The organism is Streptomyces sp. NPDC005774 (genome assembly GCF_042871645.1).
GTDB lineage: Bacteria > Actinomycetota > Actinomycetes > Streptomycetales > Streptomycetaceae > Streptomyces > Streptomyces pratens.
In genome coordinates this window covers 62412-86850 of record NZ_JBIAIV010000005.1, presented here as the reverse complement: position 1 = coordinate 86850, position 24439 = coordinate 62412, and the positions used below count along the sequence as shown (strand labels likewise).

Below are 24439 nucleotides of genomic sequence, written 5' to 3'. Positions count from 1 at the left end.
TGCGAGACTCCTTGCATGGACGTCGAGCTTCCCCAACTGCCTTTTCCCCTGCGCACCTACGGTCCCGACGGGCACTGGTCCCACGAGGACGGCGTCCTCACCGGCTGGGCCGGACCGCGCCAGGACCGCTTCGTACCGCCCACCGGGGAGGCCCTGGACTCCGCCACCGACGCACCCCGCCTCCTGGGCGCCCCCGAGGGCGACTTCCAGCTGATCGCCCGGGTCACCGTCGGCTTCTCCGCCGCCTTCGACGCCGGAGTGCTCTACGTCCACACCGGCGAACGGAACTGGGCCAAGCTGTGCCTGGAGTACTCCCCGGACGTGCCCACCGTGTGCACGGTCGTCACCCGGGGCCACTCCGACGACGCCAACTCCTTCACCGTGGAAGGCAGTTCCGTATGGCTGCGGGTCAGCCGCACCGGCCGTGCCTTCGCCTTCCACGCCTCCCTCGACGGTGAGCACTGGACCTTCGTCCGCCTCTTCACCCTCGACGCGGAGAAGGAGACGGGAGCCGCCCTCGTCGGCTTCATGACCCAGTCCCCGATGGGCGAGGGCTGCGTGGTCACCTACGACCACATCGAGTTCCGGCCGAACTGGCCGCAGGACCTGCGCGACGGCGGCTGACACGCCGGGAAGCGCCGCCCCGCCCAGGAATGTCCCGCACGGATCGGAGCGCATCGGACCGGGCGCCCCCGAGGTGATCGGGACCCCCCTCGCGGCCGACGTCGCCGGGTCGGACCCCCGGCCCGGCACCTCTGCCCGCCCCCGACGGCCACCACCTGTACCTGCGCTTCACGGTGCCCGGGGAATGAACCGCACCGGTTGAAGGTTCACGCAGTCGGCGGAGGGAGTCTCCGTGCCGCACGACTGGGAGAGTGCCTCAACGATGCGTGTCGAGATCTGGTCGGACATCGCCTGCCCCTGGTGCTACGTGGGCAAGGCCCGCTTCGAGAAGGCGCTCGGCGAGTTCCCGCACCGGGACGACGTCGAGGTGGTGCACCGCTCCTTCGAGCTGGACCCGGGCCGGGCCAAGGACGACATCCAGCCCGTGCTCTCGATGCTCACCAAGAAGTACGGCATGAGCCAGGCGCAGGCCGAGGCCGGCGAGGACAACCTGGGCGCCCAGGCCGCCGCCGAGGGGCTGCCGTACCGCACCCGGGGCCGCGACCACGGCGGCACCTTCGACATGCACCGCCTGTTGCACTTCGCCCGCGAGAAGGGCCGCCAGGTGGAGCTGCTCGACCTGCTCTACAAAGCGAACTTCGCCGAGGAGCGGTCCGTCTTCGGCGACGACGAACGCCTCCTCGAGCTCGCCACCGCTGCCGGCCTCGACACCGACGCCGCCCGCGCGGTCCTCGCAGACCAGGACGCGTACGCCGCCGAGGTGCGTGAGGATCAGCGGGAGGCCGCGGAACTCGGCGCGCGGGGCGTGCCCTTCTTCGTCCTCGACCGCACGTACGGCGTCTCCGGCGCCCAGCCCGCCGAGGTGTTCACCCGGGCGCTGACCCAGGCCTGGGACGCGCGTCCGCAGTTGAAGATCGTCGAGGGCGAAGCGGAGGCCTGCGGCCCCGACGGCTGCGCGGTGCCGCAGACCTGAACCGGCCGAGCCGAAACCGCCGAGCCGAACCCACCGTGCCACGTCTTCGCGGGTCAGGGCGTATCCATAAGGGTTCCTTGGCGGTTTCACGCAGAACAAGCCGATGGACGGGGAGATGCCGGGGCCGCAGAGTGGTCCCATGAAGAGCTCAGAGACCTTCGAGCATCTCGTCCGTGCCGAGTTCATTCCGAAGAACACCTTCCTGAACACCGCCGCCAACGCCCTCCTGCCCACCCGTACGGTGACCGCTCTCGAGAACGCCGTGCGGCTGAGGGCGGAGGGCGGTCCGCTGGATCCGCTGTACGGCGACGTCGAGGCGAGCCGGGCCGCGTACGCCCGGCTGGCCGGTGTCCCCGTCCAGCGCGTGGCGGTCGGGGCCACCGTCACCCTGTACACCGCGCTGATCGCGGCCTCACTGCGACCGGGCGCCGAGGTGCTCACCGTCGAGAACGACTTCGCCTCGGTGATCAACCCGTTCCACGTCCGCGGCGACCTCAAGGTACGGGCCGTGCCGCTGGAGCGGCTCGCCGAGTCCGTCGGCCCGGACACCGCCCTCGTCGCCGTCAGCGCCGTACAGTCCGCCGACGGCCGGATCGCCGATCTGCCCGCGCTGCGCGAGGCGGCCCGGGAGCACGGCGCCCGCACCTACGTCGACCTCTCCCAGGCGATCGGCTGGCTGCCGGTCGACGCCGACGGCTTCGACTACTCCGTCGCCATCGTCTACAAGTGGCTGCTGGGCCCGCACGGTGGAGCCTTCCTGGCCGTACCGGAGGACTTCGGCGACCTGGTCCCCGTACAGGCGGCCTGGGCCGCGGCGGAGGAACCCTGGGCCAGCTGCTACGGACCGGTCGCCGAACTCGCCCACTCCGCCCGCCGGTTCGACGCGAGCCCCGCCCTCTTCACCTACGCGGGGCTGCGGGCCTCCCTCGAACTCGTCGAGGAGATCGGGGTGGACGCCGTGCACGCCCACGATGTCTCCCTCGCCGACCGCTTCCGCGCGGGGCTCGTCGGGCGGGGCCACGAGCCCGTGCCCTCGCCCGGTTCGGCCATCGTGTCCGTGCCGGGACTGGGCCGTCTCCAGCCGGAGTTGGGCAAGGCGGGCTTCGCCCTGTCCGACCGGGCCGGCCATCTGCGGGCTTCCTTCCACCTCTACAACACCCCGGCGGACGTGGACCGGTTGCTGGAGGCGCTGCCCGGCTGAGCCCGGCGCCGGCGTCGGCGTCCGCTTCCACGGACACGGCAGCGGGCCGGTGCCCCCCGTCCCATACGAGGAGGCCCGGCCCGCAGTCATGGCCCCGCCGGCGTGTTCACGCCGACGCGTTCAGGCCGACGTGCTCACTTCACCGGAGTGAAGTCCCGGGCCCCGATGTAGTCGGGCCGCCGGATCGGCGCCGCGAACGGCTCCACGGCCGTGTTGTCGACGCTGTTGAACACGATGAACACGTTGCTGCGCGGGAACGGCGTGATGTTGTCCCCGGAGCCGTGCATGCAGTTGCAGTCGAACCAGGTCGCCGAGCCGGCCTTGCCGGTGAACAGCTTGATGCCGTACTCGGACGCCAGCGAGGTCAGCCCCTCGTCGGTGGGGATGCCCGCGTTCTGCATCTGCAGCGACTTCTTGTAGTTGTCCTTCGGCGTGGCCCCCGCACACCCGAGGAACGTCTTGTGCGACCCCGGCATGATCATGAGCCCGCCGTTGGTGTCGAAGTTCTCGGTGAGAGCGATCGACACCGACACCGCCCGCATCCGCGGCAGACCGTCCTCGGCATGCCAGGTCTCGAAGTCCGAGTGCCAGTAGAAGCCACTGGCCCCGAAGCCCGGCTTGACGTTGATCCGTGACTGGTGGACGTACACGTCGGAGCCGAGGATCTGCCGGGCCCGGCCGACGACGCGTTCGTCGCGCACGAGCCGCGCGAACACCTCGCTGACCCGGTGGACCTCGAAGACCGACCGGATCTCCTTGGACTGCGGCTCGACGACCGACCGGTCGTCGGCCCGGATCGCCGGGTCGGAGACCAGCCGGTTCAGCTCGTCCCGGTAGACGGCGACCTCGTCGTCGGTGATCAGCTGATCGACGGCGAGGAAGCCGTCACGCTCGAACGATCCGAGGTCGGCAGGAGCGATCGGGCCGGGGGCGTCGGGGGCGCCCCAGACGACCGGGTCCTGCCGGGGGGTGAGCGCCTCGGTGTTGCCTCGGGTGGGATAGAGGTCGGGGACGTGAGCCTGGGTGCTGGTGGTAGCGGTGGTGGTCATGGAACCTCACACCTCCTCGGTGAGCAGCGGGTATACGCCGTTCTCGTCGTGGTCCTCCCGTCCGGTCACGGGTGGGTTGAAGACGCAGAGGCAGCGGAAGTCCTTCTTCACCCGCAGCGTGTGCTTCTCGTGCCCGTCGAGGAGGTACATCGTCCCGGGCGTGATCGTGTGCGTCAGCCCGGAGTCGTGGTCGGTGAGTTCTGCCTCTCCTTCCACGCAGACGACGGCCTCGATGTGGTTCGCGTACCACATCGTCGTCTCCGTACCGGTGTACAGGATGGTCTCGTGCAGGGAGAAGCCGACGTTCTCCTTGGCGAGGACGATGCGCTTGCTCTCCCAGGTACCGGACGCGGACTTCACGTGCCGGTCGGTACCTTCGATCTCCTTGAAGGAACGGACAATCACGGTGCTGCGATGCCTCCTCGGTGGTGGTGCTGGTACTGCCTGCGGGCCGTCCGGGTCCCGGGCCTCGGACGGTTCAGCAGACGATTCAGGTGGTCACCCTGGTTCGGGTGGCCCGGACCGGCCGGAACATTCCGGCGGTCCGGACGGTCTGGACGGTCAGGCGGTCTCGCGGACGGCGCGGGCCAGCGTGGTCAGCCCCTCGTCCAGCTCCTCCGGGGTGATGGTCAGAGCCGGGAGCAGCTTGACGACCTCGCCCTCCGGGCCGGACGTCTCGATCAGCAGCCCGAGTTCGAAGGCGCGCGCGGCGATGCGTCCGGCCCGCGCCTTGTTGTGGAACTCCATGCCCCACACGAGCCCGCGACCGCGGTACTCCTTCACGGCGGCGGGGTTCTCCTCGGAGATGGCGGCCATCGCCTGCTCGACCTGCTCGCCGCGCGCACGGGTCTGCTTCTCCATCGCCGACCCGTCGGCCCAGTAGGCCTCCAGGGCGGCGGTCGCCGTGACGAAGGCCGGGTTGTTGCCGCGGAAGGTGCCGTTGTGCTCGCCCGGCTCCCAGATGTCCAGCTCGGGCTTGAACAGGGTCAGCGCCATCGGCAGCCCGTAGCCGCTGATCGACTTGGAGACGGTGACGATGTCGGGCGTGATGCCGGCCTCCTCGAAGGAGAAGAAGGCGCCGGTACGGCCGCAGCCCATCTGGATGTCGTCGACGATGAGCAGCATGTCCTGGCGTTCGCACAGCTCGGCCAGGGCGCGCAGCCACTCGGGCCGGGCGACGTTGATGCCGCCCTCGCCCTGCACCGTCTCGACGATCACCGCGGCGGGCTTGTTGAGGCCGGATCCCTGGTCCTCCAGGAGCCGCTCGAACCACAGGAAGTCCTCGACCGCGCCGTCGAAGTAGTTGTCGAACGGCATCGGCGTGCCGTGCACCAGCGGGATGCCCGCCCCGGCGCGTTTGAAGGCGTTGCCGGTCACGGCGAGCGAGCCCAGCGACATGCCGTGGAAGGCGTTGGTGAACGACACGATCGACTCGCGCCCCTTCACCTTCCGCGCCAGCTTCAGTGCCGATTCCACGGCGTTGGTGCCGGTCGGGCCCGGGAACATGACCTTGTACGGCAGGTCGCGCGGACGCAGGATCCAGTTCTGGAAGGACTCCAGGAACGCGCGCTTGGCCGTCGTCGACATGTCGAGCCCGTGCGTGACGCCGTCCCGCTCCAGGTAGTCGATCAGTGCCCGTTTCAGTACGGGGTTGTTGTGGCCGTAGTTGAGTGAGCCGGCTCCGGCGAAGAAGTCGAGGTACTCGTGGCCGTCCTCGTCGTACATGCGGCTGCCGTGCGCGCGGTCGAACACGGTGGGCCAGCCACGGCAGTAGCTGCGCACCTCGGACTCAAGGGTCTCGAAGACGCTCAGATCGGGCTGGGTGATGGTCACGACGAATCGCTCCTCAGTGGCGTGGGAAGTCAGAGGGAGTTCGGGGCCGGCGAAGTGACGCACGGGTCCGTGTGCGTGGGGCCGGTGGTCAGTGGGAGAGGGGACCGATGCGGTACAGCACCTCGGGGGCGTGCGGTCCGTCGGGGAACTGCTCCGCCTCGAAGAGCACCTCGCGCTCCAGCCGGGCCCCGTGGCGCTCGGCGAACGCGGTGAACAGGCGCTCGGATGCGGTGTTCCCCGGTGTGATGGTGGTCTCCACGGTGGTCACTCCGTGTTCCGCGACGGTTCGTGCGACCAGACCGTCGAGCAGAGCGGCGGCCAGGCCACGGCCGCGGTGCGTCTCGTCCACCGCGACCTGCCAGACAAGCAGGGTCTGCGGGCTGTCCGGCCGTACGTAGCCGGTGACGAAGCCGATCGGCTCCCCGCCGGCGTCACGTGCGACGGCGGATGTGGCGGCGAAGTCCCGGCACCACAGGAGATAGCTGTACGACGAGTTCAGGTCGAGGGTTTTCGAGTCCCTTGCTATCCGCCACAGTGCGGCTCCGTCCGCCAGGGCGGGGCGGTCGATTTGCGGGTCTGCTTGTGCGGCAGTCATGTGAATTGAACTTACCCAGGTAAATTCGAAATTGCATCGGCTGCCGGGGTTACCTGAGTGGCTTGTCTATGTTATCGCGCGAGCGTGAAGCCGCAAGCGGAAGCTCGGTTGAATGCCCCTGTTTGGGCGGGATTTAAGCCATGAATCAGGCGCCCTATGGAGCTGGTCACAAGTCCGTAACTCCCGCGATGGTGTCCGGGATGTGCCGGTTCGGGTCTGCGAAAAATCGATGCGTTTAAGGTCGAAGAAAGGGGGCAGAAGATGATGGGAAACTGTCTTGGAAGGTAATATTGAAATAAGCGGGAGAATGGCGGGGGAGAATACCCGTGAGCTGCTTCTGATAATCCCATGAATTTGCGCTCGGCCCCCGCGTTCCATTCTGTTACGTCGGAGTCACGCTGTGATGTCGTCCCGGATGCGCTCCGGAAAAGGACCGGCACCGACCGTTACGGCCGACGTGACACCCCGGCCGGGTGAGTGCCCGGCGCAGTCCGGCCCCGGCCCGTGTCCCGGCACATGTCCGGGGGCGGCCCGTCCACGGTCCGCCCCGATGCCGTCCGGTTCACATTCCGCTCACTCCTGGCTTTCCGGCGCCGCATCGTGCTCGGCGCCGGATCGTGCCCGGCGTCTGATCGTGCCGGGCGACGGGCGGCTACCGCCAGCCGTGGTCGGCCGCTCGCAGGGCCCCCCGCAGGTCCACCGACAGGCCCTGCTCCGCCAGCGCCGTGCCCAGGGCCGTCAGGCTCGCCCGGACCGCGCCCCGGGTCGCGTCGGGGCCGTAGTGGTTGACGCGGATCATCTCCTTCGCCAGCGCCCCGCCCCCCGCCGCCAGTGGCAGCGCCGGGTCCACGGCCAGGGCGCGGGCCACCAGCTCGGAGGCCACCGCGCCCGACGGGACCCGCAGGGTCGTGGCGACCGGGGCCGCCTGAGCCGCGTCGTGGACGTACGGCTCCAGGCCGCCGCCCAGCGCGAGCGCACCCGCCCGGGTCGCCGCCGCGGCCGCCGCGTGCCGTGCCGTCACCGTCTCCAGGCCCACTGCCTCGATGCGCTCCACACACGCCTGAAGCGCCAGCATCTCCAGCTGGGCCGGAGCGTGCGGCAGTGCCGTGCGGCCCCCGTCGATCCAGCGCTGCTTCCAGTCCAGCAGGGACAGGTACGAGCGGCGCGGCGCCCGCGGGTTCGCCGCCATCCGGGCCCACGCCCGCTCGCTCACCGACACCGCCGACACGCCGGCCGGTCCGCCCATGGCCTTCTGCGCCCCGATCACGCACAGGTCCACGCCCCACGCGTCCGGCAGTACCGGCTCCGCCCCGATCGACGCCACCGCGTCCAGATAGAACAGCGCCCCGTGCGCCCGCACAGCCTCGCCGATCTCCGCGACCGGGTTGGTGTTGCCGGTGGCCGCCTCCGCGTGCACCAGGGAGACGAAGTCGATCTCCGGGTGCGCGGCGAAGGCCTCGCGGATCTGCCCGGCCGTCACCGCCGTGTGGAACGGCACCGCCAGATCGATCACCGTGGCGCCGCAGTCCCGCAGCCAGTCGCCGAAGGTCTGCCCGTACGGGCCCGTGACGACGTTCAGCGCGGTCGTGCCGGGGCCGGCGGCCGCGCGGATCGCGCCTTCCAGCGGAAGCAGCGCCTCGCCCTGCATGATCACGACGTCCTGGGTGGTGAGCAGCAGCCGCGCCACGCGGTCCTCGATCGAGGCGAAGTGTGCGGCGCTCAGCGGGGCCAGACCGAGGAAGGGGTGGGTGCTCACGACGTTGCTCTCCAGATCACGGCTCTACGGCGCCACGGGGCATGGGTCACGGGGCATGGGACCACGGGACACGGGGCACGGGGCACGGGTTCGACGGAGTCGAGCGTATCCCCGGCCCCCGGTGGACCCGGTCCGGGGCCGGGGGAGCCCGGCCCCGCGTCCGGGATGCCCGGTCGGCCCCCAGGATGCCCGGTCGGGCCGCCGGGAAGTCCGGTCCCACGCCCGGTTCTTAGGTCGGACAGCGCCACGGCCATCGGTTTGGTTTGAGGAACCCAAACTTCTCCTTATAATCAGAACCTCATTCGTTCCCTACCAGGAGGCCTCAGTGAAGACGCTCCTCGGCCGCAGGACCCGCGTCCTGGCCGCCACCACCGCGACGGCCGGGCTGGTCCTCCTGACCGCCTGCACCTCCACCGACGACGGGGACGGCGGCGCCTCCAAGACCGCGGCCGGCGGCGTCAAGCTCGCCAAGGCGGGGCAGCTCACCACGTGCACCCACCTCCCGTACCCGCCCTTCCAGTCGGAGATCGACGGCAAGGTGCAGGGCTTCGACGTGGCCCTGATCGACCTGGTCGCCGACGACCTGGGCGTGAAGCAGGAGATCCTCGACACGCCGTTCGAGAACTTCAAGACCGGTGCCTTCCTCAACTCCGACGAGTGCGACCTGGCCGCGGCCGGTATGACCATCACCGAGGAGCGGAAGAAGAACGTCGACTTCTCGGACCCGTACTTCAACGCCACCCAGGCCGTCCTTGTCGACAAGAAGGCCGGCGTCACCTCGCTCGCCGACGTGAAGTCGAAGAACGTCAAGCTCGGCGCCCAGGCGCAGACCACCGGCGAGGACTACGTCAAGAAGGAGGGCTTCGACCCGGTCTCCTTCGAGTCCTCCGACGCCGTCCTCAACGGCCTGCGCGCCGGCCAGGTCAAGGCCGTCGTCATCGACTTCCCGGTGGTCCAGGGCTGGCTCAAGGACAAGGCCACCGCCGACGCGTTCGAGGTCGTCGACAGCCTCGACACCGGCGAGCAGTACGGCTTCACCGTGAAGAAGGGCAACACCGCGCTTCAGAAGGCCATCAACAAGGCGCTCTCGGACGCCAAGGCCGACGGCACGTACAAGAAGCTGTACGAGCAGTGGATCGGCCCGTACGACGAGTCCGCCGCCGAACCGTCTGCCACCTGATCCCATGGCCGACACGAAGGTGCCTCCGGAGCTGAGGAAGAAGGGCCTGACCCGGAGCCAGAAGCGCCGTCTGTCGCGTGGCGCCCAGTACGTCGTCTTCGTCGCCGCCGTGGCCGCCTTCGCGGCCTCGGCCGACTGGGGCAGGCTGAAGAACCAGTTCGCCCAGCTCGACATCGCCGAGCGGATGTTCCCGGACATCATCACGCTGGCGCTGAAGAACACCGTGATCTACACGCTGACCGGCTTCGCCGTCGGGCTCGGCCTCGGACTGCTCCTCGCGCTGATGCGGCTGTCGTCGGTCGGCCCGTACCGCTGGCTGGCGGGCATCTACATCGAGATCTTCCGGGGCCTGCCCGCCCTGCTGATCTTCATCTTCATCGGTGTGGCCGTGCCGCTCGCCTTCCCCGGCACCGAGATCATCGGCGGCACCTACGGCAAGGTCGCCCTCGCGCTCGGCCTGGTGGCCGCCGCCTACATGGCAGAGACGATCCGCGCGGGCATCCAGGCGGTGCCCAAGGGACAGATGGAAGCGGCCCGTTCGCTGGGCTTCTCGCCCGCGCGGGCCATGGTCTCGATCATCATCCCGCAGGCATTCCGGGTCATCCTGCCGCCGCTCACCAACGAACTCGTCCTGCTCTTCAAGGACTCCTCGCTGGTGCTGTTCCTCGGCGTCACCCTGCAGGAGCGCGAACTGTCCAAGTACGGCCGGGACCTGGCCAGCCAGACCGCCAACTCCACCCCGATCCTGGTCGCCGGCCTGTGCTACCTGCTGATCACCATTCCGCTCGGCTTCGTCGTACGCCGTATGGAGGCCAAGGCCCAGGAGGCCGTCAAATGAGCCGACTGGACAAACAGCCGGACAAGCAGCCCGGCGAGCAGCCGGAGAGCCGGCCCGGGAACCCGGAGATCCGGGTCAGCGGACTGCACAAGTCGTTCGGCAGCAACGAGGTGCTGCGCGGCATCGACCTGGAGATCCGCCGGGGCGAGGTCGTCTGCGTGATCGGGCCGTCCGGCTCGGGCAAGTCGACCCTGCTCCGGTGCGTGAACCTGCTCGAGGAGCCCACCAAGGGCCAGGTGTACGTCGGCGGTACGGAACTCACCGACCCGGACGTCGACATCGACGCCGCCCGCCGCCGGATCGGCATGGTCTTCCAGCAGTTCAACCTGTTCCCGCACCTCACCGTCACGGAGAACCTCACCCTGCCGCAGCGCCGGGTACTGAAGCGGGGCAAGGCGGAGGCCGCCCGGACCGCCGCCGCGAACCTGGAGCGGGTCGGCCTCGCGGAGAAGGCGGGCGCCTACCCGTCCTCCCTCTCCGGCGGCCAGCAGCAGCGCGTCGCCATCGCCCGCGCACTGGCCATGGGCCCCGAGGTGATGCTGTTCGACGAGCCGACCTCGGCACTCGACCCCGAACTGGTCGGCGACGTGCTGGCGGTGATGCGGATGCTGGCCGACGAGGGCATGACGATGATGGTCGTCACCCACGAGATGACCTTCGCCCGCGAGGTCGCCGACCGGGTCGTCTTCATGGACGGCGGGGTGATCGTCGAGGACGGCGCTCCCGAGCAGGTCATCGGCGCCCCGCGGCACGAACGCACCCGGCACTTCCTCTCCCGGCTCCTCGACCCCGCTATGGCGGAGGTGGAGGAGGAGGCCTCCGACCGGACCGGCAAGTCCCCGTAACGGCTCACTAGAGTGCCGTGCATGAGCGAACGCGCGGTGTTGCACGTGAAGGGGCGGATCCTCGTGGGGCCCGACGAGGTCCGCGACGAGCTGTGGGTCGTCGACGGCCGGATCTCCTACGACCGCCCCGCCGGCGCCCGCGACGTGAGGACCGTCGAGGGCTGGGTGCTGCCCGGACTGGTCGACGCCCACTGCCATGTGGGCCTCGACCGGCACGGAGCGGTCCCCGACGACGTCGCCGAGAAGCAGGCGCTCACCGACCGCGACGCAGGCGCCCTGCTGCTGCGGGACGCCGGCTCGCCGTCCGACACCCGCTGGACCGACGACCGCGACGACCTCCCGAAGATCGTCCGGGCCGGCCGGCACATCGCCCGCACCCGCCGTTACATCCGCGGCTACGCCTGGGAGGTCGAACCCGACGACCTCGTCGCGTACGTCGCCCAGGAGGCCCGGCGCGGCGACGGCTGGGTGAAGCTCGTCGGCGACTGGATCGACCGTGACCTCGGCGACCTGTCGGCCTGCTGGCCGCGCGGCGCCGTCGAGGCGGCGATCGCCGAGGCGCACCGGCTGGGCGCCCGCGTCACCGCGCACTGCTTCGCCGAGGACTCCCTGCGGGACCTGGTCGAGGCCGGCATCGACTGCGTCGAGCACGCGACGGGCCTGACCGACGACACCATCCCGCTGTTCGCCGAACGCGGCGTGGCGATCGTCCCGACCCTCGTCAACATCGCCACCTTCCCGGACCTCGCCGACGGCGGCGAGTCCAGGTTCCCGCACTGGTCGGCCCATATGCGCCGGCTCCACGAGCGCCGCTACGACACCGTGCGTTCCGCCTACGACGCCGGCATCCCCGTCTTCGTCGGTACGGACGCCGGAGGCACCCTCCCGCACGGCCTCGCGGCGGCCGAGGTCGCCGAGCTCGTCACCGCCGGCATCCCTCCCGTCGACGCCCTCGCGGCCGGCACCTGGGCGGCCCGTACCTGGCTCGGACGCCCCGGCCTGGACGAGGGTGCCCCGGCCGACCTCGTCGTCTACGCCTCCGACCCGCGCGCCGACGTACGGGTGCTGGCGGACCCGCGCCGGGTGGTACTGAACGGGCGCGTGGTCGCGTAAGGCCGACACGGCCCGGAGGGCACGGCCCGGGCGCCAAGGCCCGGACGCCAAGGCACGGAGGGCACGGCCCGGGCGAAACGGCTCGGACGGCACGGTTCGGAGGACACGGTTCGATGGCCGAAACCCGCCCACCGGGTGGCACTCGGACGGCGGAGGGGAACGGCCGTACCCCTGGAACACCCCGGGAATCGAATGCATCGGCGGACTCGCCACGAAGGAGTGAAGTGTTGTCGGATTGCTGACGGCCCCCTCCGGGTGCGGTCATTCTTTCCGGGTCCCACCCACGTCTCATGGGGGTCCCACCACTTTGAACAGCACCAACTTCCTGATGCCCGCACGCCGTTGGGCCGTCGTCGCCACGGCCACCTTCCTTGCCGCAGGTCCCGCGGCGCTGGCCGGAGCGGGCACGGCGCAGGCCACCGGGGAAGAGGGCGGCGCGAGCGCGGTCGTCCTGCGCACCGGGCTCGACGTCGCTCTGCTCGACAAGACCGTGAACGTCCCGCTCACGGTCTCCCTCAACGAGGTCCACGCGCCGCAGAGCGCGCGCAGGACCGCTCTCACCGCGGACTTGGAGGGCGTCGACAAGGGCAAGCCCTTCAGCGTGCTGCGCGCGGAGGTGGCCGACGCGAAGGCGACGGTCGAGGGGGACAGGGCCGAGGCCTCCACCACCCTCGCCAAGGCCCGGATCCATCTGCCCGGACTTCCCCTGCTGTCGCTCGTCGAGCTCGAGACGGTCACCTCCAAGGCCGTCTGCGAGACCGGCCGCACCCCGCTCGCCTCGGCCACCCTGCCCAGCACGGTGACGGTGCTCGGCAAGCGCACCGAGCTGACCGCCTCCGGCCCCACCGAGGTCAAGGTGCCGGGCGTCGGTGAGGTCCGCCTGGACCTGTCGAAGACGGAGACCACCTCCCGCACGGCCGCCGCCACCGCGCTGCGGCTCAAGGTGTCCGTCAACCCGCTGAAGCTGAACGTCGCCGAGGTCAACGGCACCGTCACCCTCGCCGAGGCCACCTGCGAGGCCCCGGGCGCCGACGCGGCCCCCGCACCCGCCGCTCCCGGGGCGCAGCAGGAGCCGGAACGGCAACAGGAGCCGGAGCAGGAGGAGCGGGCCGACGCGGTCGTGCCCCCGGCGGACAGTGACACCGGCACCGACGTCAAGCCCCAGGGCGCGCGGGCCGAGCAGGCGGCACCGGCCCAGGCCGGCCTGGCCGAGACGGGCGGCGACGCGACGACTCCGTACGTCGCGGGCGGCGCCCTCGCCCTCCTCGCGGCGGGCGGCGCGGCGGTCCTGCTGTCCCGAAGGGGCCGCCGCACCTGACACCGGCGCGTCGTGGCCGCCGCACCTGACACCGGCGGCCATGAGGGCATCGGCGACCCGGGGCCGGCGCTCCCACCGCCGGGCCCGGCGTCACCGGTGGTCCGGTTCTCGCCGCGCCGCGCATCCGGACCGTCCCGAGGACCGGTGTTCTCGTGTCGACCTGCCGGCGGCAGGGCCGGCCCGGCCCGTTGCCGTGTGCGGCTCGGCTCAGTCTGCGTCCAGGGCCCGGCCCAGCGCCTCCAGGAACGCGTCCGTCGTCCCACGGTCGCGTACCGCGACGCGCAGCCAGCGCTGGTCGAGGCCGGGGAAGGTGTCCCCGCGCCGTACCGCGAAACCGAGTGTGCGCAGGCGCTCCCGTACGGCCGCCGCGTGCGGGAGCCGGAGGAGGACGAAGGGACCCTCGGCGCCTTCCACGGCCCGTACCCCGCGGCCGGCGAACTCCGCGAGGCCGGTGAGGAGACGGGAGCGGTCCGCGGCGACGCGGCGGGCCGCCCCGTCCGCCTCCGCCAGGGCCCTGGGCCCCACGCACGCTTCCGCCGCCGCCAGCGCGGGCGTGGACACCGGCCACAGGGGCTGCGCCCGCGTCAGCAGCTCGATCGTCTCCGGCCCGGCCAGGACGTACCCGATGCGCAACCCCGCCAGGCCCCACGTCTTGGTGAGACTGCGCAGGACCACCAGCCCCGGCACGTCCGTCCGTCCGGCCAGTGCCTCCCGCTCGCCCGGCACCGCGTCCAGGAACGCCTCGTCCACGACCAGGGTCCGGCCCGGCCGGGCGAGCCGGGCGATGTCGGCGGCCGGGTGCAGTACGGACGTCGGGTTCGTCGGGTTGCCGATCACCACCAGGTCCGCGGCCTCGGGAACCGCGCCGGGGTCCAGCCGGAAACCGTCCGCCTCCCGCAGCAGCACCCGGTCGACCGTGTGCCCCGCGTCCCGCAGCGCCGCCTCCGGCTCGGTGAACTGCGGATGCACCACCACCGGCCGGCGCACCTTCAGTGCCCGCGCCAGCAGCACGAACGCCTCCGCCGCCCCCGCCGTCAGCAGCACCCGCTCCACCGGCAGCCCGTGCCGCGCCGCCACCGCGGCCCGCGCCGCCCGCCCGTCCGGGTAGGCGGCGAGGCCGGCCACCGACCCGGCGATGTGCTCGCGCAGCCACGCCGGGGGAGTGCCCGAGCGGACGTTCACGGCCAGGTCGACCAGCGCGGAGCCGTCGTCCCGGACCTCGGCGTCCCCGTGGTGTCGCAGGTCGTGCATGCTGTCCTCCGGTTCAGCTCGCATGGGAGTGCGGGTGCGGGTGCGGGTGCGTGTGTTTGGGTTTGGGCTGGTCGGGTCCGTCGTCGTCCGGCCGCGAGGCGTTCGGTACGCCACTCACCGGCGTCGCCGGCCGCCGTACGACGGCGCAGGTCGCCCTCGCGGGCTGCCCGTCCGCGCGCTCCGACCTGCGCTTGGGCACGAGGAGTTCGCCCCCGCCCACCAGCGCGGCGGCCTCCGCGACCGACGGGGTGCCGACGGCGGCCAGCGCCGCGTCGGACGGGTGGGGCACCTCGACCCGCGCCAGCTCCCCGGCGCCGTGGACCACCAAGGGCACACCCAGCCGCCGGGCCGCCTCCACGATGCCGGGCTCCTCGGCCTTCGCGTCCCCGGTGGCCAGATGGGCGAGTGACGCGGCAGACAGCCCGGCGTCGCGCAGGGCCGCCCCGATCAGGGCGAGCAACTCGTCGACCGGAACACCCTTCGAGGCGCCGACCCCGACGACGAGGGACGGCGGCCTGAGGACGGCCTCCCCCGCGCGCGGCTCGACCAGGCGGTCCGTGAGGCGGATCGTGTACGCCTCCTCGCCGACGACCGGAACCGGAACCGGCAGCAGCGGCAGCGGCCGGGCCACGTCGGCACACAGCGCCACCGCCTCGCCGCCCGGCAGGGCGCGCGACACGGCGGCCACGTCGCCCTCCACCGGCAGGCCCAGCATCCGTGGACCGGCGCCCGGACCCACGGCACAGGCCGCCGAGGTCACCACCGGCACGGCGGCCGGCACCTCGGTGGCTCCCCGCGCGCGGCCACGCGTCCCGCCGCCGCTCATGAGGTCCGGCACCGCTCCACGAACCGGCGGGCCACACCGGGCTCGCCCGCCCAGTGCGTGTGCAGATAGCTGGCGTGCACACCGCGCCGCACGAAGCCTTCGACGCGCGGTGCCGGTGCCCGCACACCCCACGCGGGCGCGTCCCCCGCGCCGGGCTCGACGACGGTGCGGTGGAACTCGTGACCCCGCATCCGCGTCCCGGCCCCGGCCAGCACACTGTCCGACACGGCCACCGCGTCCCGGTAACCGAGGGTGAGCCGCTCGGTCATCCGCGCGGTGGCGTCCAGCACCCCGCACATGGGCAGACCGTCCAGTTCTTGGCACAGATACAGCAGTCCCGCACACTCGGCGGCCACCGGCGCGCCGCTCAGAGCCAGTTCGGCGACGGCCTTCCGCAGCGGCTCGTTGGCCGACAGCTCGGTCGCGTACATCTCGGGAAACCCACCCCCGACGACCACCCCCCGGGTCCCCTCGGGCAACTCCTCGTCCCGCAGGGGGTCGAAGACGACGACCTCGGCCCCGGCAGCGGCAAGCAGCTCGGCATGCTCCGCGTAGGAGAACGAGAACGCGGCCCCACCGGCGACGGCGACCACCGCCGGCCCGTCCGCGAGCGCAGCCCCCGGGGCCGGGACGGGAAGGGGCGGCGGGGGAGAGGAAACAAGAGCCGCCGCCGCGTCCCACTCCGCACACGACACGTCCCCGGCCCTGTGAGCCAGCGCGACCAACGCCTCCAGGTCACACCCGGCGGCCACCTGCGCGGCCATCGCCGCAACCGCCTCCACCGCGCTGTCCCGCCGCTCGGCGACCGGTACCAGCCCCAGATGCCGCGACGGTGTGCCGACCCGCGGAGCCCGCCGCACCACACCGAGCACCGGCACCCCCGACGACTCCAACGCCTCCCGCAGCAACGCCTCGTGACGGTCCGACGCGACCTTGTTGAGGATCACGCCCTCGATCCGCACCTCCGGGTCCCACGTCACGAACCCGTGCACCAGCGCCGCCACCGACCGGGACTGCGACGACGCGTCCACGACCAGCACCACCGGCGCCCGCAGCAGCTTCGCCACCTGGGCCGTGGACGCCAGCTCCTCCTGCCCCGCGGCCCCGTCGTACAGCCCCATCACGCCTTCGACGACCGCGATGTCGCATCCGCGCGCGCCGTGCAGGAACAGCGGACCGATCAGATCGGGCCCGCACAGGTACGCGTCCAGGTTGCGTCCCACGCGCCCGGTGGCCAGCGAGTGGTATCCGGGGTCGATGTAGTCGGGCCCGACCTTGTGCGGGGACACGGCGAGTCCCCGCGCGGCGAGCGCGGCCATCAGCCCCGTGGCGACGGTGGTCTTGCCACTGCCCGACGAGGGCGCGGCGACGACCAGCCGGGGCACGGACGACGAGGACGTCACCACTCGATGCCCCTCTGCCCCTTCTGCCCGGCGTCCATGGGGTGCTTGACCTTGGACATGTCGGTCACCAGGTCGGCGAAGTCCACCAGCTTCTCCGGCACGTTCCGCCCCGTGATCACAACGTGCTGGGTCCCGGGCCGGTCGCGCAGCACGGACACGACCTCGTCGGTGTCGACCCACCCCCAGTGCATCGGGTAGGCGAACTCGTCCAGCACGTACAGCTTGTACGTCTCGGCGGCCAGGTCGCGCTTGACCTGCTCCCAGCCCTCGCGGGCCTTCTCCTCGTTGTCCATCTGCGCGTCCCGCTGGACCCAGGACCAGCCCTCGCCCATCTTGTGCCATCTGACGCTGCCGCCCTCGCCGGAGGCGTCGAGCACCCGCAGCGCGTTCTCCTCGCCGACCTTCCACTTCGCCGACTTGACGAACTGGAACACCCCGATCGGCCACCCCTGGTTCCAGGCCCGCAGCGCCAGCCCGAACGCTGCGGTCGACTTGCCCTTGCCGACGCCCGTGTGCACGACGACCAGCGGCCGGTTGCGCCGCTGGCGCGTCGTCAGACCGTCCTGCGGTACGACACTCGGCTGTCCCTTCGGCATTACGCCGCCCTCCTTGTTCCGGCACCCTGCACATCCCTGACCAGCCCGGCGATCGAGTCCGCCCGCAACTCGTCCAGCGTCACCGCCGTACCCCCCAGCTCACCCGCGAGCTGCCCCGCCAGACCCAGGCGCACCGGCCCCGCCTCGCAGTCCACGACCACGGAGGCGGTGCCCTCGGCGGCGAACAGCCGCGCCGCCCGCCCCGCGAGGGCGACCGGCTCGGGGCCGCCGGTGGCCCGTCCGTCGGTCACCACGACCACCAGCGCCCGCCGCGAGGGGTCGCGCAACCGCTCCACACGCAGCACGTCGTGCGCCTTGAGCAGCCCTGCCGAGAGCGGCGTACGCCCGCCGGTCGGCAGCGACTCCAGCCGGGCCGCCGCCGCGTCCACGGACGAGGTCGGTGGCAGCGCCACCTCGGCGGCCGTTCCGCGGAAGGTCACCAGCCCCACCTTGTCCCGCCGCTGGTAGGCGTCGAGCAGCAGCGACAGCACGGCACCCTTCACGGCGCTCATCCGCTGCCGCGCGGCCATCGACCCGGAGGCATCGACCACGAACAGTACGAGATTGGATTCGTGGCCCTCCCGCACCGCCTGCCTGAGATCGTCCCGCCGGACCACCAGTCCCGGGCCGCTGCGCCCCCGCACCCGCTGATGCGGCGCCGCGGCCTGTACGGTCGCGGCGAGGTGCAGCTTGGTCAGCGCCCCCTGCGGGCGCCGGGCCGCGGTGGTCCGCCCGCGCTCGGTCCGCGCCCGCGACCGCCGCCCGGCGGCACCCTCACCGATGCCCGGCACACTCAGCGTCTTCGTCCGGAAGGGCTCTGCGGCCCGTACGGCGGACCGCTCCCCGGCACCGGGCCCCGCTTGCGGTTCCCCGCCCTCGCCGTCCTCGGGCCGCGCGGAGGTGTCGTCCCCCTGAGGGCCGTCCTCGGGTGCCGGCTGCCCGCCCGGACCACCGTCCGGCCCCGGGTCGGGATCGTCGTCGCCCTCGTCCTGTTCGCCGAACTCCTCCAGCGTTTCGTCGAGTTTGTCTTCGTCGAGCCCCGGCGCGTCGAACGGGTTGCGCCGCCGCCGGTGAGGGAGGGCCAGCAGCGCGGCCTGCCGTACGTCCTCGGCCAGTACGTCCGTCCGCCCGGCCCAGGCCGCCAGCGCGGTCGCGGTGCGCGCCATCACGATGTCGGCACGCATGCCGTCCACCTCGAAGGAGGCACAGGTCGCCGCGATCTGCCGCAGCGCCCCATCACCCAGTCGCACCGATGACAGCAGCTCCCGCGCCGCCATGATCCGCTGCCGTACGGCAGCCTCCTCCCCGGCCCAGCGCGCGGCGAACTCCTCCGGGGCATCGTCGTAGGCCAGCCTGCGCCGCACGACCTCCACCCGCTGGTCCGGCTCCCGCGAGGCCTTGACCTCCACGGTCAGTCCGAACCGGTCCAGCAACTGGGGTCGCAGCTCGCCCTCTTCGGGATTCATGGTCCCGACGAGCAGGAAGCGCGCCGCGTGCCGTACGGAGACACCCTCGCGCTCGACGTACGAGGCGCCCATGGCGGCGGCGTCCAGCAGCAGGTCGACGAGATGGTCGTTCAGGAGATTGACCTCGTCGACGTACAGGATCCCCCGGTGGGCGCCTGCGAGCAGGCCCGGTTCGAAGGCCTTCACCCCCTCCGCGAGCGCCCGCTCGATATCGAGGGCACCCACCAGCCGGTCCTCGGAGGCACCGACCGGAAGCTCGACGAGTGCCGTGGGGCGCCGCGCCCCGGGGCGGGACTCATGCGGTCCGTCAGGGCACGACGGGTCCGGGACCGCGGGGTCGCAGGAGAACCGGCAGCCGGGTACGACCTCGGTCTCCGGCATCAGCGCGGCCAGCGCCCTGACGGCAGTCGACTTCGCGGTCCCCTTCTCCCCCCGCACGAGAACGCCACCCACCTGTGGTGACACCGCGTTCAGCAGTAGGGCCAACCGCAGGTCGTCCTGGCCGACGACGGCGGTGAAGGGATAGGGCGTACTCACGCGGTGATCACTCCTTCGGATGGTGTCCGACTGTTCGGCCCGGTCATGGGCCGCGGGACCGCCGGGATCGAAATCTGCTCTCCGCCGGCACGGGGGCGGGCCTCCCGGCCGTCCACGACCCCGGCCGCCTGGCCGCCGTGCTCTCGTGGGCCGGCGTTCCCCGCCGCCACCACGATCCGCCGGCGCCCCGCCGAGCCGGCGGCCGACCACGACACGGCGCTCATGCGGGCGCTCCCGGCGGAACGAACGGCAGCCCCGGTGGGGCGCCGGACTCGATGAGCCGCCACAGCGCGTCCGTGTCCGCGTGCTGTTCGATCAGATCGCCGAGCCGGTCGAGCTGTTCCTCGCGCAGCGCGGCGAACGAGGTGTCGGGGGCCGGTACGAAACGGCGTCCCGCGGCGGCGGCCACCTCGCGCAGGAAGGCCCGGCGGAAGCCGTCCGACTCCAGCGAACCGTGCCAGTGCGTGCCCCAGGTCTGCCCGGCCCGACAGCCGTCCAGGCTGCGTCCACCGTCATCGGAGATGAACGCCGCCCCTCCCCGTACGTCGGCGACCCCGTGATGGATCTCGTAGCCCTCGACGGGCTCCCCGAGGGCCTTTCCAACGGGCCGCTCGAGCGTCTTCTCCCGTGCGAACCGCACCCGTACGGGCAGGATCCCGAGCCCGTCGACCCGGCCGGCACGGCTCTCCACGTCGTCCTCGATGCGCTCGCCGAGGATCTGGAAGCCCCCGCAGATCCCGAGCACGGGCCGCCCCTCGGCCGCCCGCCGCTTCAGCGCGTCCGCGAGCCCGCGCTCCCGCAGCCACTGAAGCGCCCGTACGGTGCCGCGCGTGCCCGGCACCACCACGAGGTCGGCGTCGGCCAGTTCCTCGGGCCGGTCCACGAAACGGACCACGACACCCGGTTCCGCGGCCAGCGCGTCCACGTCCGTGAAGTTGGACATCAGCGGCACTGCGCACACGGCGACCCGCAGCACGTCCTCGCCGAGCGGCGCGGCGACCGCGGACTCCCGTACGGCACCCCGCAGGGACACCGCCAGCCCGTCCTCCTCGTCGATGCCGAGCCCGTGCCGGAAGGGCAGTACGCCGTACGTGTGCCGTCCGGTCAGACCGTGCAGCATGTCCAGTCCCGGCTCCAGCAGCGACACATCGCCCCGGAACTTGTTCACCAGGAAACCGGCGACCAGCTCCTGGTCCTCGCGCGACAGCAGCGCGACCGTGCCGAAGAAGGAGGCGAAGACCCCGCCGCGGTCGATGTCGCCGACGACGAGGACGGGGAGCGAGGCGTTCCGGGCGATCCCCATGTTGACGATGTCGGTGCGCCGCAGATTGATCTCGGCCGGACTGCCGGCCCCTTCGCAGATCACCGCGTCGTACGTGGCCCGCAGCTGCGCGAGGGAGTCCAGCACCGTGCCCAGGAGCTGTTGTTGCCGCCCGCCGTGGTAGCCGCGCGCGCTCAGCTCACCGACCGGCCTGCCCAGCAGCACGACCTGGCTGCTCCGCTCCCCGCCCGGCTTGAGCAGTACCGGATTCATCAGCGCGGTCGGCTCGATGCGGCAGGCCTGGGCCTGCATGGCCTGCGCCCGCCCGATCTCGGCGCCCTCCCGCGTGACGAACGAGTTCAGCGACATGTTCTGCGCCTTGAACGGCGCGACCTTGACGCCCTGCCGCGCCAGCCACCGGCAGATCCCGGCGGTCACCACACTCTTGCCGGCGTCCGACGTCGTGCCGGCCACCAGCAGCCCGCCGCCCGTCATACGGTCCGGCATACCGCCCGTCGTACGGTCCGTCATGACGTGCACCCCTTCCCGCGCCCCTTGGGGACGGCCCGCGCAACGGCTCGTACGCCGATGCGCGCGGCGACGCCGACGCCGAGTGCCAGCCGGCCGACGCGCTCCGAGAGCCGTACCGCGCGGTCGATGTCCGCCACGGTCACGGCCCGGCCGCCGCCGTTGAGGACGGGCCGGTGCTCGACCCGCCCGGCGTAGGACAGCGATCCGCCGAGCCGCACACCGAGCGCGCCCGCGAAGGACGCCTCCACGGGCCCGGCGTTGGGACTCGGATGCTTCGCGGCATCCGCGCGCCACGCCAGGACGGCACCCCGCGGATCCGGCCCGGCGACCGCGGCGAGTACGGCGGTCAGCCGCGCCCCGGGCCACCCGGCGACGTCGTCGAGGCGCGCGGAGGCCCAGCCGTACCGCAGATGGCGGGGGGACTTGTGGCCGACCATGGCGTCCAGGGTGTTGACGGCCCGGAACCCGAGCAGCCCCGGCACACCGGCGACGGCACCCCACACCAGGGCGCCCACCACGGCGTCGGAGGTGTTCTCGGCGACGGACTCCACGACCGCGCGGGCGATCCCTTCGGCGTCCAGCGCATGCGGGTCCCGCCCGCACAGGTGCGGCAGCCGCGCCCGCGCCGCCTCGATTCCTTCGGCGGTCCCGGATTCCAGGGCGCGCCCGATGGCGCGGGCCTCCCGGGCCAGCGACGTCCCTCCGACGACGGCCCAGGTGGCCGCGCCGGTCAGGGCGACGGAGGCGGCGGGGGAGGACCGTACGAGGCGGGCGGCCAGGCTGCCCAGAGCGACGGCTCCGCCCACGCAGACGGCGGTGTGCAGCACGCCCCGGCCCCGGTCGTCCTGCCACAGAACCCGTTCCACGGCAGCCGCGGCCCGCCCGAAAGCGGCGACCGGATGCCCTCGGCGGGGATCGCCGAGAAGCAGGTCACCGAGGAGGCCGGCAGCGGCGCCGTACGCGAACTCGCGATCGGCACCCATGGGTTCAGCCGGTGAGGGATCCGGTGGGAGTGGCCGCCCCGAACCGGGGCGGAGCATCGCTGGTCGACCTCAACAGGCAGCCGGGCATGGCGGTATGTCCTCACTCAGGGTGTCCACGCCCTGGTTCGACGAGACCGGCGGTGGGAGTTCCTGGCTCCCGGGGTCGTTCACCCCGGTGACAGTGGCGGGACCGCGCCGGATTCGCACCGGCTTCCTCTCCTGCCGCCGTAATGGCTCCGGCAGTTCACCACGGTCCGGAAGAACCGTCAACTTGCCTTTGACCTGCGAGGCTGAAGTGTGCTGAGACCCACAGAGAGGTTCCGGAGGGTGATCGGAGAGTGAACCGCGGGCAAGGGGTTCCGCGGTGGGACGGGCGGCGCGGAAACGGCCCGGCGGCGGGCGGTCCGGGACCGGCGGGCGGGTGGTCCGGGAACACGAAACGGGCGGTACGGAGGCAACGTGCCCCGCACCGCCCGCCGGGCGGGCGGACGACATGACCCGGACCGGGACGCCGGCCCGGATCCTGCCCCGGAATCAGGCAGCCGTCAGGCCATGAATCAGGCCATGATCATGTAGATCCCGTACGCCACCGCCGCCACGCAGGCCGCGAAGCAGGCGTAGGCGCCGGTGACCGCCAGGGCCGCGGACTCGCCCTGGGCGGCGGCCCGTTCACGGCGGGACAGGCCGGTGATGCCCAGGGTGAACAGGGCCACCAGGGCCACGGTGACCACGAGGCTGACGCCGAAGACGGAACCGAGGGCCGCCCAGTCGATCTTCATGGTGCTCTTCTCCTACGTGTCTTCCTACGTGTCTTCCTGCGTGTCTTCCTGCGGGGTCTGCTGCGTGTCTTCCCGCGGGGTCAGACCGCGGTCCTGGCCGGAGGGACCGCCGGATCGACGGGAGCCGGGATGGTGGCCGAGAGGTCCTCGGCCACGGGGCCCGCCGGAGGGGTGGCCACGGCGGCCATGGCCGCGGTCACGACGCCGCTCTGCTCCTTGTCGGTGTCTTCGGGGCCGGCGGTGTCGTTGACGTTGGTGTGGTCGACGACCTCGCGCCGGGAGATCTTCCAGATCGCCGCGCTGGAGGCGATCAGGAAGACCGCGACGAGAGCGGTGCCCCAGCTGCCGAAGCCGCAGACCCACTCGGCGACCGCCGCGGCCAGGGCCGCCGCCGGCAGCGTCAGGCCCCAGGCGACGAACATCCGGGTGGCCGTCGACCAGCGGACCACGCCGCCCTTGCGGCCCAGGCCCGCACCCATCACGGAACCGGAGACGGAGTGCGTGGTGGACAGGGAGAAACCGAGGTGGGAGGAGGCCAGGATGACCGTCGCGGCGCTGGTCTGGGCGACGAAGCCCTGCTGCGGCTGGAGGTCGGTCAGGCCCTTGCCCATGGTGCGGATGATGCGCCAGCCGCCGAGGTAGGTGCCGAGCGCGATGGCGATGCCCGCGGAGACGATGACCCACATCGGCGGGTCGGAGTCCGGGGCGAGGGTGCCGCCGGCGACCAGGGCCAGGGTGATGATGCCCATCGTCTTCTGGGCGTCGTTGGTGCCGTGGGCGAGGGAGACCAGACCGGCGGAGGCGATCTGTCCGGCCCGGTACCCCTTCTCGGAGGCCTTGCTGCCGGCCGACCTGCGGCCCATGCGGTAGGTCAGCCGGGTCGCGAACATCGCGGCCAGGCCGGCGACCAGCGGCGCGGCGATCGCGGGGATCAGCACCTTGGTGACCAGGACGTCGCCGTGCACCGCGCCGAAGCCCGCCGAGGCGACGGTGGCGCCGATCAGGCCGCCCATCAGGGCGTGCGAGGAACTGGACGGCAGACCGACCAGCCAGGTCAGGAGGTTCCAGAGGATCGCGCCGACCAGTGCGGCGAAGATGACCTCGGGACGGATGCCGGCCTCGTCGACGAGGCCCTTGGAGATCGTGTTGGCGACCTCCACGGAGAGGAAGGCGCCCACCAGGTTGAGGACGGCGGACATCGCCACCGCAACCTTGGGCTTGAGAGCACCGGTCGAAATGGTCGTAGCCATCGCGTTCGCGGTGTCGTGGAAACCGTTCGTGAAATCAAACGCAAGTGCGGTTACCACCACAATCGCGAGGATCAGCGAGAAGCTTTCCATTTACCCAGGCAATCGTTCGAAGTCATTGGCGCGTTGAACGTAGGTAACGTGGGTGAACGGAAGATGAACTGGAACGGGCGTCGGGGTGACTGTAGGGGAAGGTGACCGTCTCTCGGCGGTCCGAGGGCGGTCGCGGGCGGG

Annotated in this window: 21 protein-coding genes, 1 pseudogene and 1 riboswitch; of the genes and pseudogenes, 8 read left to right on the top strand and 14 right to left on the bottom strand. The window is 72.0% G+C overall.

Annotated features, from left to right (window positions below; all coding sequences use genetic code 11):
• The first annotated feature begins 15 nt into the window (after positions 1 to 15).
• From ACFYQA_RS06945 to ACFYQA_RS06935, 3 genes are all read left to right on the top strand, one after another.
• A complete protein-coding gene (locus ACFYQA_RS06945; RefSeq protein ID WP_386401004.1) occupies positions 16 to 624 on the top strand; it encodes a DUF1349 domain-containing protein in 609 nt (202 codons plus the stop codon).
• A 262-nt stretch (positions 625 to 886) separates the two neighbouring features.
• On the top strand, positions 887 to 1597 hold the full coding sequence (locus tag ACFYQA_RS06940; protein WP_388913011.1) for a DsbA family oxidoreductase: 711 nt from the start codon (positions 887 to 889) through the stop codon (positions 1595 to 1597).
• A gap of 139 nt (positions 1598 to 1736) precedes the next feature.
• Positions 1737 to 2798 carry an aminotransferase class V-fold PLP-dependent enzyme gene (locus ACFYQA_RS06935; protein ID WP_388912603.1) on the top strand — a complete coding sequence of 354 codons (1062 nt, stop codon included), beginning with the start codon at positions 1737 to 1739 and terminating at the stop codon, positions 2796 to 2798.
• Between the two features lie 134 nt (positions 2799 to 2932).
• Here the strand turns inward: ACFYQA_RS06935 and thpD are convergent, their stop codons facing one another.
• From thpD to ACFYQA_RS06910, 5 genes are all read right to left on the bottom strand, one after another.
• The gene (gene thpD / locus ACFYQA_RS06930; protein ID WP_388912600.1) at positions 2933 to 3847 is read right to left on the bottom strand and encodes an ectoine hydroxylase; all 915 of its coding nucleotides are present in this window, start codon (positions 3845 to 3847) and stop codon (positions 2933 to 2935) included.
• A gap of 6 nt (positions 3848 to 3853) precedes the next feature.
• Positions 3854 to 4252, bottom strand: coding sequence for an ectoine synthase (locus ACFYQA_RS06925; RefSeq protein ID WP_332426500.1), 399 nt, complete (start codon positions 4250 to 4252; stop codon positions 3854 to 3856).
• A 156-nt stretch (positions 4253 to 4408) separates the two neighbouring features.
• The gene (ectB, locus tag ACFYQA_RS06920) at positions 4409 to 5680 is read right to left on the bottom strand and encodes a diaminobutyrate--2-oxoglutarate transaminase (protein ID WP_388912597.1); all 1272 of its coding nucleotides are present in this window, start codon (positions 5678 to 5680) and stop codon (positions 4409 to 4411) included.
• Positions 5681 to 5768: 88 nt separating this feature from the next.
• A complete protein-coding gene (ectA, locus tag ACFYQA_RS06915; protein ID WP_388912594.1) occupies positions 5769 to 6275 on the bottom strand; it encodes a diaminobutyrate acetyltransferase in 507 nt (168 codons plus the stop codon).
• Between the two features lie 652 nt (positions 6276 to 6927).
• Positions 6928 to 8031 (bottom strand): pyridoxal-phosphate-dependent aminotransferase family protein, encoded by a 1104-nt coding sequence (locus ACFYQA_RS06910; protein WP_388912591.1) that lies wholly within the window; start codon positions 8029 to 8031, stop codon positions 6928 to 6930.
• Positions 8032 to 8356: 325 nt separating this feature from the next.
• Between ACFYQA_RS06910 and ACFYQA_RS06905 the strand changes: the two genes are divergently transcribed.
• The 5 genes from ACFYQA_RS06905 to ACFYQA_RS06885 all read left to right on the top strand — a co-directional run bounded on the left by ACFYQA_RS06905 (position 8357) and on the right by ACFYQA_RS06885 (position 13325).
• Positions 8357 to 9211 (top strand): ABC transporter substrate-binding protein, encoded by an 855-nt coding sequence (locus ACFYQA_RS06905; RefSeq protein WP_388912588.1) that lies wholly within the window; start codon positions 8357 to 8359, stop codon positions 9209 to 9211.
• Positions 9212 to 9215: 4 nt separating this feature from the next.
• Positions 9216 to 10049 (top strand): amino acid ABC transporter permease, encoded by an 834-nt coding sequence (locus tag ACFYQA_RS06900; protein WP_388912585.1) that lies wholly within the window; start codon positions 9216 to 9218, stop codon positions 10047 to 10049.
• Between the two features lie 5 nt (positions 10050 to 10054).
• Positions 10055 to 10894 (top strand): amino acid ABC transporter ATP-binding protein, encoded by an 840-nt coding sequence (locus ACFYQA_RS06895; RefSeq protein WP_388913008.1) that lies wholly within the window; start codon positions 10055 to 10057, stop codon positions 10892 to 10894.
• A 21-nt stretch (positions 10895 to 10915) separates the two neighbouring features.
• A complete protein-coding gene (locus ACFYQA_RS06890) occupies positions 10916 to 12007 on the top strand; it encodes an amidohydrolase family protein (RefSeq protein WP_388912582.1) in 1092 nt (363 codons plus the stop codon).
• Between the two features lie 307 nt (positions 12008 to 12314).
• Entirely contained in the window at positions 12315 to 13325 is a 1011-nt protein-coding gene (locus tag ACFYQA_RS06885) for an SCO1860 family LAETG-anchored protein (protein WP_388912579.1), read from the top strand.
• Positions 13326 to 13532: 207 nt separating this feature from the next.
• On the opposite strand, the gene cobC is transcribed toward ACFYQA_RS06885, so the two are convergent.
• From cobC to ACFYQA_RS06840, 9 genes and pseudogenes are all read right to left on the bottom strand, one after another.
• Positions 13533 to 14600 (bottom strand): Rv2231c family pyridoxal phosphate-dependent protein CobC, encoded by a 1068-nt coding sequence (gene cobC / locus ACFYQA_RS06880; protein ID WP_388912576.1) that lies wholly within the window; start codon positions 14598 to 14600, stop codon positions 13533 to 13535.
• Positions 14601 to 14703: 103 nt separating this feature from the next.
• Positions 14704 to 15402: pseudogene (locus ACFYQA_RS06875) on the bottom strand (cobalamin biosynthesis protein); the annotation flags it as partial.
• Positions 15399 to 16808: a cobyrinate a,c-diamide synthase gene (locus tag ACFYQA_RS06870; RefSeq protein ID WP_388912573.1), complete on the bottom strand. Its 1410-nt coding sequence runs from the start codon at positions 16806 to 16808 to the stop codon at positions 15399 to 15401. The pseudogene ACFYQA_RS06875 and the gene ACFYQA_RS06870, both read right to left, overlap by 4 nt.
• Positions 16802 to 17401: a cob(I)yrinic acid a,c-diamide adenosyltransferase gene (cobO, locus tag ACFYQA_RS06865; protein WP_386401030.1), complete on the bottom strand. Its 600-nt coding sequence runs from the start codon at positions 17399 to 17401 to the stop codon at positions 16802 to 16804. Before cobO ends, ACFYQA_RS06870 begins: the two co-directional genes overlap by 7 nt.
• Positions 17401 to 19404, bottom strand: a complete 2004-nt coding sequence (locus ACFYQA_RS06860) for a putative cobaltochelatase (RefSeq protein WP_388912569.1) — start codon at positions 19402 to 19404, stop codon at positions 17401 to 17403. The genes cobO and ACFYQA_RS06860 overlap by 1 nt, the downstream gene beginning before the upstream one ends.
• A 220-nt stretch (positions 19405 to 19624) precedes the next feature.
• The gene (locus ACFYQA_RS06855) at positions 19625 to 21160 is read right to left on the bottom strand and encodes a cobyric acid synthase (RefSeq protein WP_388913005.1); all 1536 of its coding nucleotides are present in this window, start codon (positions 21158 to 21160) and stop codon (positions 19625 to 19627) included.
• A gap of 32 nt (positions 21161 to 21192) precedes the next feature.
• Entirely contained in the window at positions 21193 to 22179 is a 987-nt protein-coding gene (locus tag ACFYQA_RS06850) for a cobalamin biosynthesis protein (protein WP_388912566.1), read from the bottom strand.
• Positions 22180 to 22303: 124 nt separating this feature from the next.
• A riboswitch (cobalamin riboswitch) is annotated at positions 22304 to 22435 on the bottom strand.
• A 301-nt stretch (positions 22436 to 22736) separates the two neighbouring features.
• Positions 22737 to 22958 (bottom strand): hypothetical protein, encoded by a 222-nt coding sequence (locus tag ACFYQA_RS06845; protein ID WP_386401038.1) that lies wholly within the window; start codon positions 22956 to 22958, stop codon positions 22737 to 22739.
• Between the two features lie 80 nt (positions 22959 to 23038).
• Complete coding sequence (locus ACFYQA_RS06840; RefSeq protein WP_388912562.1) at positions 23039 to 24298, bottom strand: anion permease; 1260 nt, start codon at positions 24296 to 24298, stop codon at positions 23039 to 23041.
• Positions 24299 to 24439: the final 141 nt, after the last annotated feature.

What these genes read in the sequence shown, in the direction of transcription:
- ACFYQA_RS06840 (WP_388912562.1), bottom strand. Translation starts at nt 24,298, where the DNA reads ATGGAAAGCTTCTCGCTGATCCTCGCGATTGTGGTGGTAACCGCACTT.
- ACFYQA_RS06940 (WP_388913011.1), top strand. Translation starts at nt 887, where the DNA reads ATGCGTGTCGAGATCTGGTCGGACATCGCCTGCCCCTGGTGCTACGTG.
- ACFYQA_RS06850 (WP_388912566.1), bottom strand. Translation starts at nt 22,179, where the DNA reads ATGGGTGCCGATCGCGAGTTCGCGTACGGCGCCGCTGCCGGCCTCCTC.
- ACFYQA_RS06900 (WP_388912585.1), top strand. Translation starts at nt 9,216, where the DNA reads ATGGCCGACACGAAGGTGCCTCCGGAGCTGAGGAAGAAGGGCCTGACC.
- thpD (WP_388912600.1), bottom strand. Translation starts at nt 3,847, where the DNA reads ATGACCACCACCGCTACCACCAGCACCCAGGCTCACGTCCCCGACCTC.
- ectA (WP_388912594.1), bottom strand. Translation starts at nt 6,275, where the DNA reads ATGACTGCCGCACAAGCAGACCCGCAAATCGACCGCCCCGCCCTGGCG.
- ACFYQA_RS06845 (WP_386401038.1), bottom strand. Translation starts at nt 22,958, where the DNA reads ATGAAGATCGACTGGGCGGCCCTCGGTTCCGTCTTCGGCGTCAGCCTC.
- ACFYQA_RS06890 (WP_388912582.1), top strand. Translation starts at nt 10,916, where the DNA reads ATGAGCGAACGCGCGGTGTTGCACGTGAAGGGGCGGATCCTCGTGGGG.
- cobC (WP_388912576.1), bottom strand. Translation starts at nt 14,600, where the DNA reads ATGCGAGCTGAACCGGAGGACAGCATGCACGACCTGCGACACCACGGG.
- ACFYQA_RS06935 (WP_388912603.1), top strand. Translation starts at nt 1,737, where the DNA reads ATGAAGAGCTCAGAGACCTTCGAGCATCTCGTCCGTGCCGAGTTCATT.
- cobO (WP_386401030.1), bottom strand. Translation starts at nt 17,401, where the DNA reads ATGCCGAAGGGACAGCCGAGTGTCGTACCGCAGGACGGTCTGACGACG.
- ACFYQA_RS06945 (WP_386401004.1), top strand. Translation starts at nt 16, where the DNA reads ATGGACGTCGAGCTTCCCCAACTGCCTTTTCCCCTGCGCACCTACGGT.
- ACFYQA_RS06855 (WP_388913005.1), bottom strand. Translation starts at nt 21,160, where the DNA reads ATGACGGGCGGCGGGCTGCTGGTGGCCGGCACGACGTCGGACGCCGGC.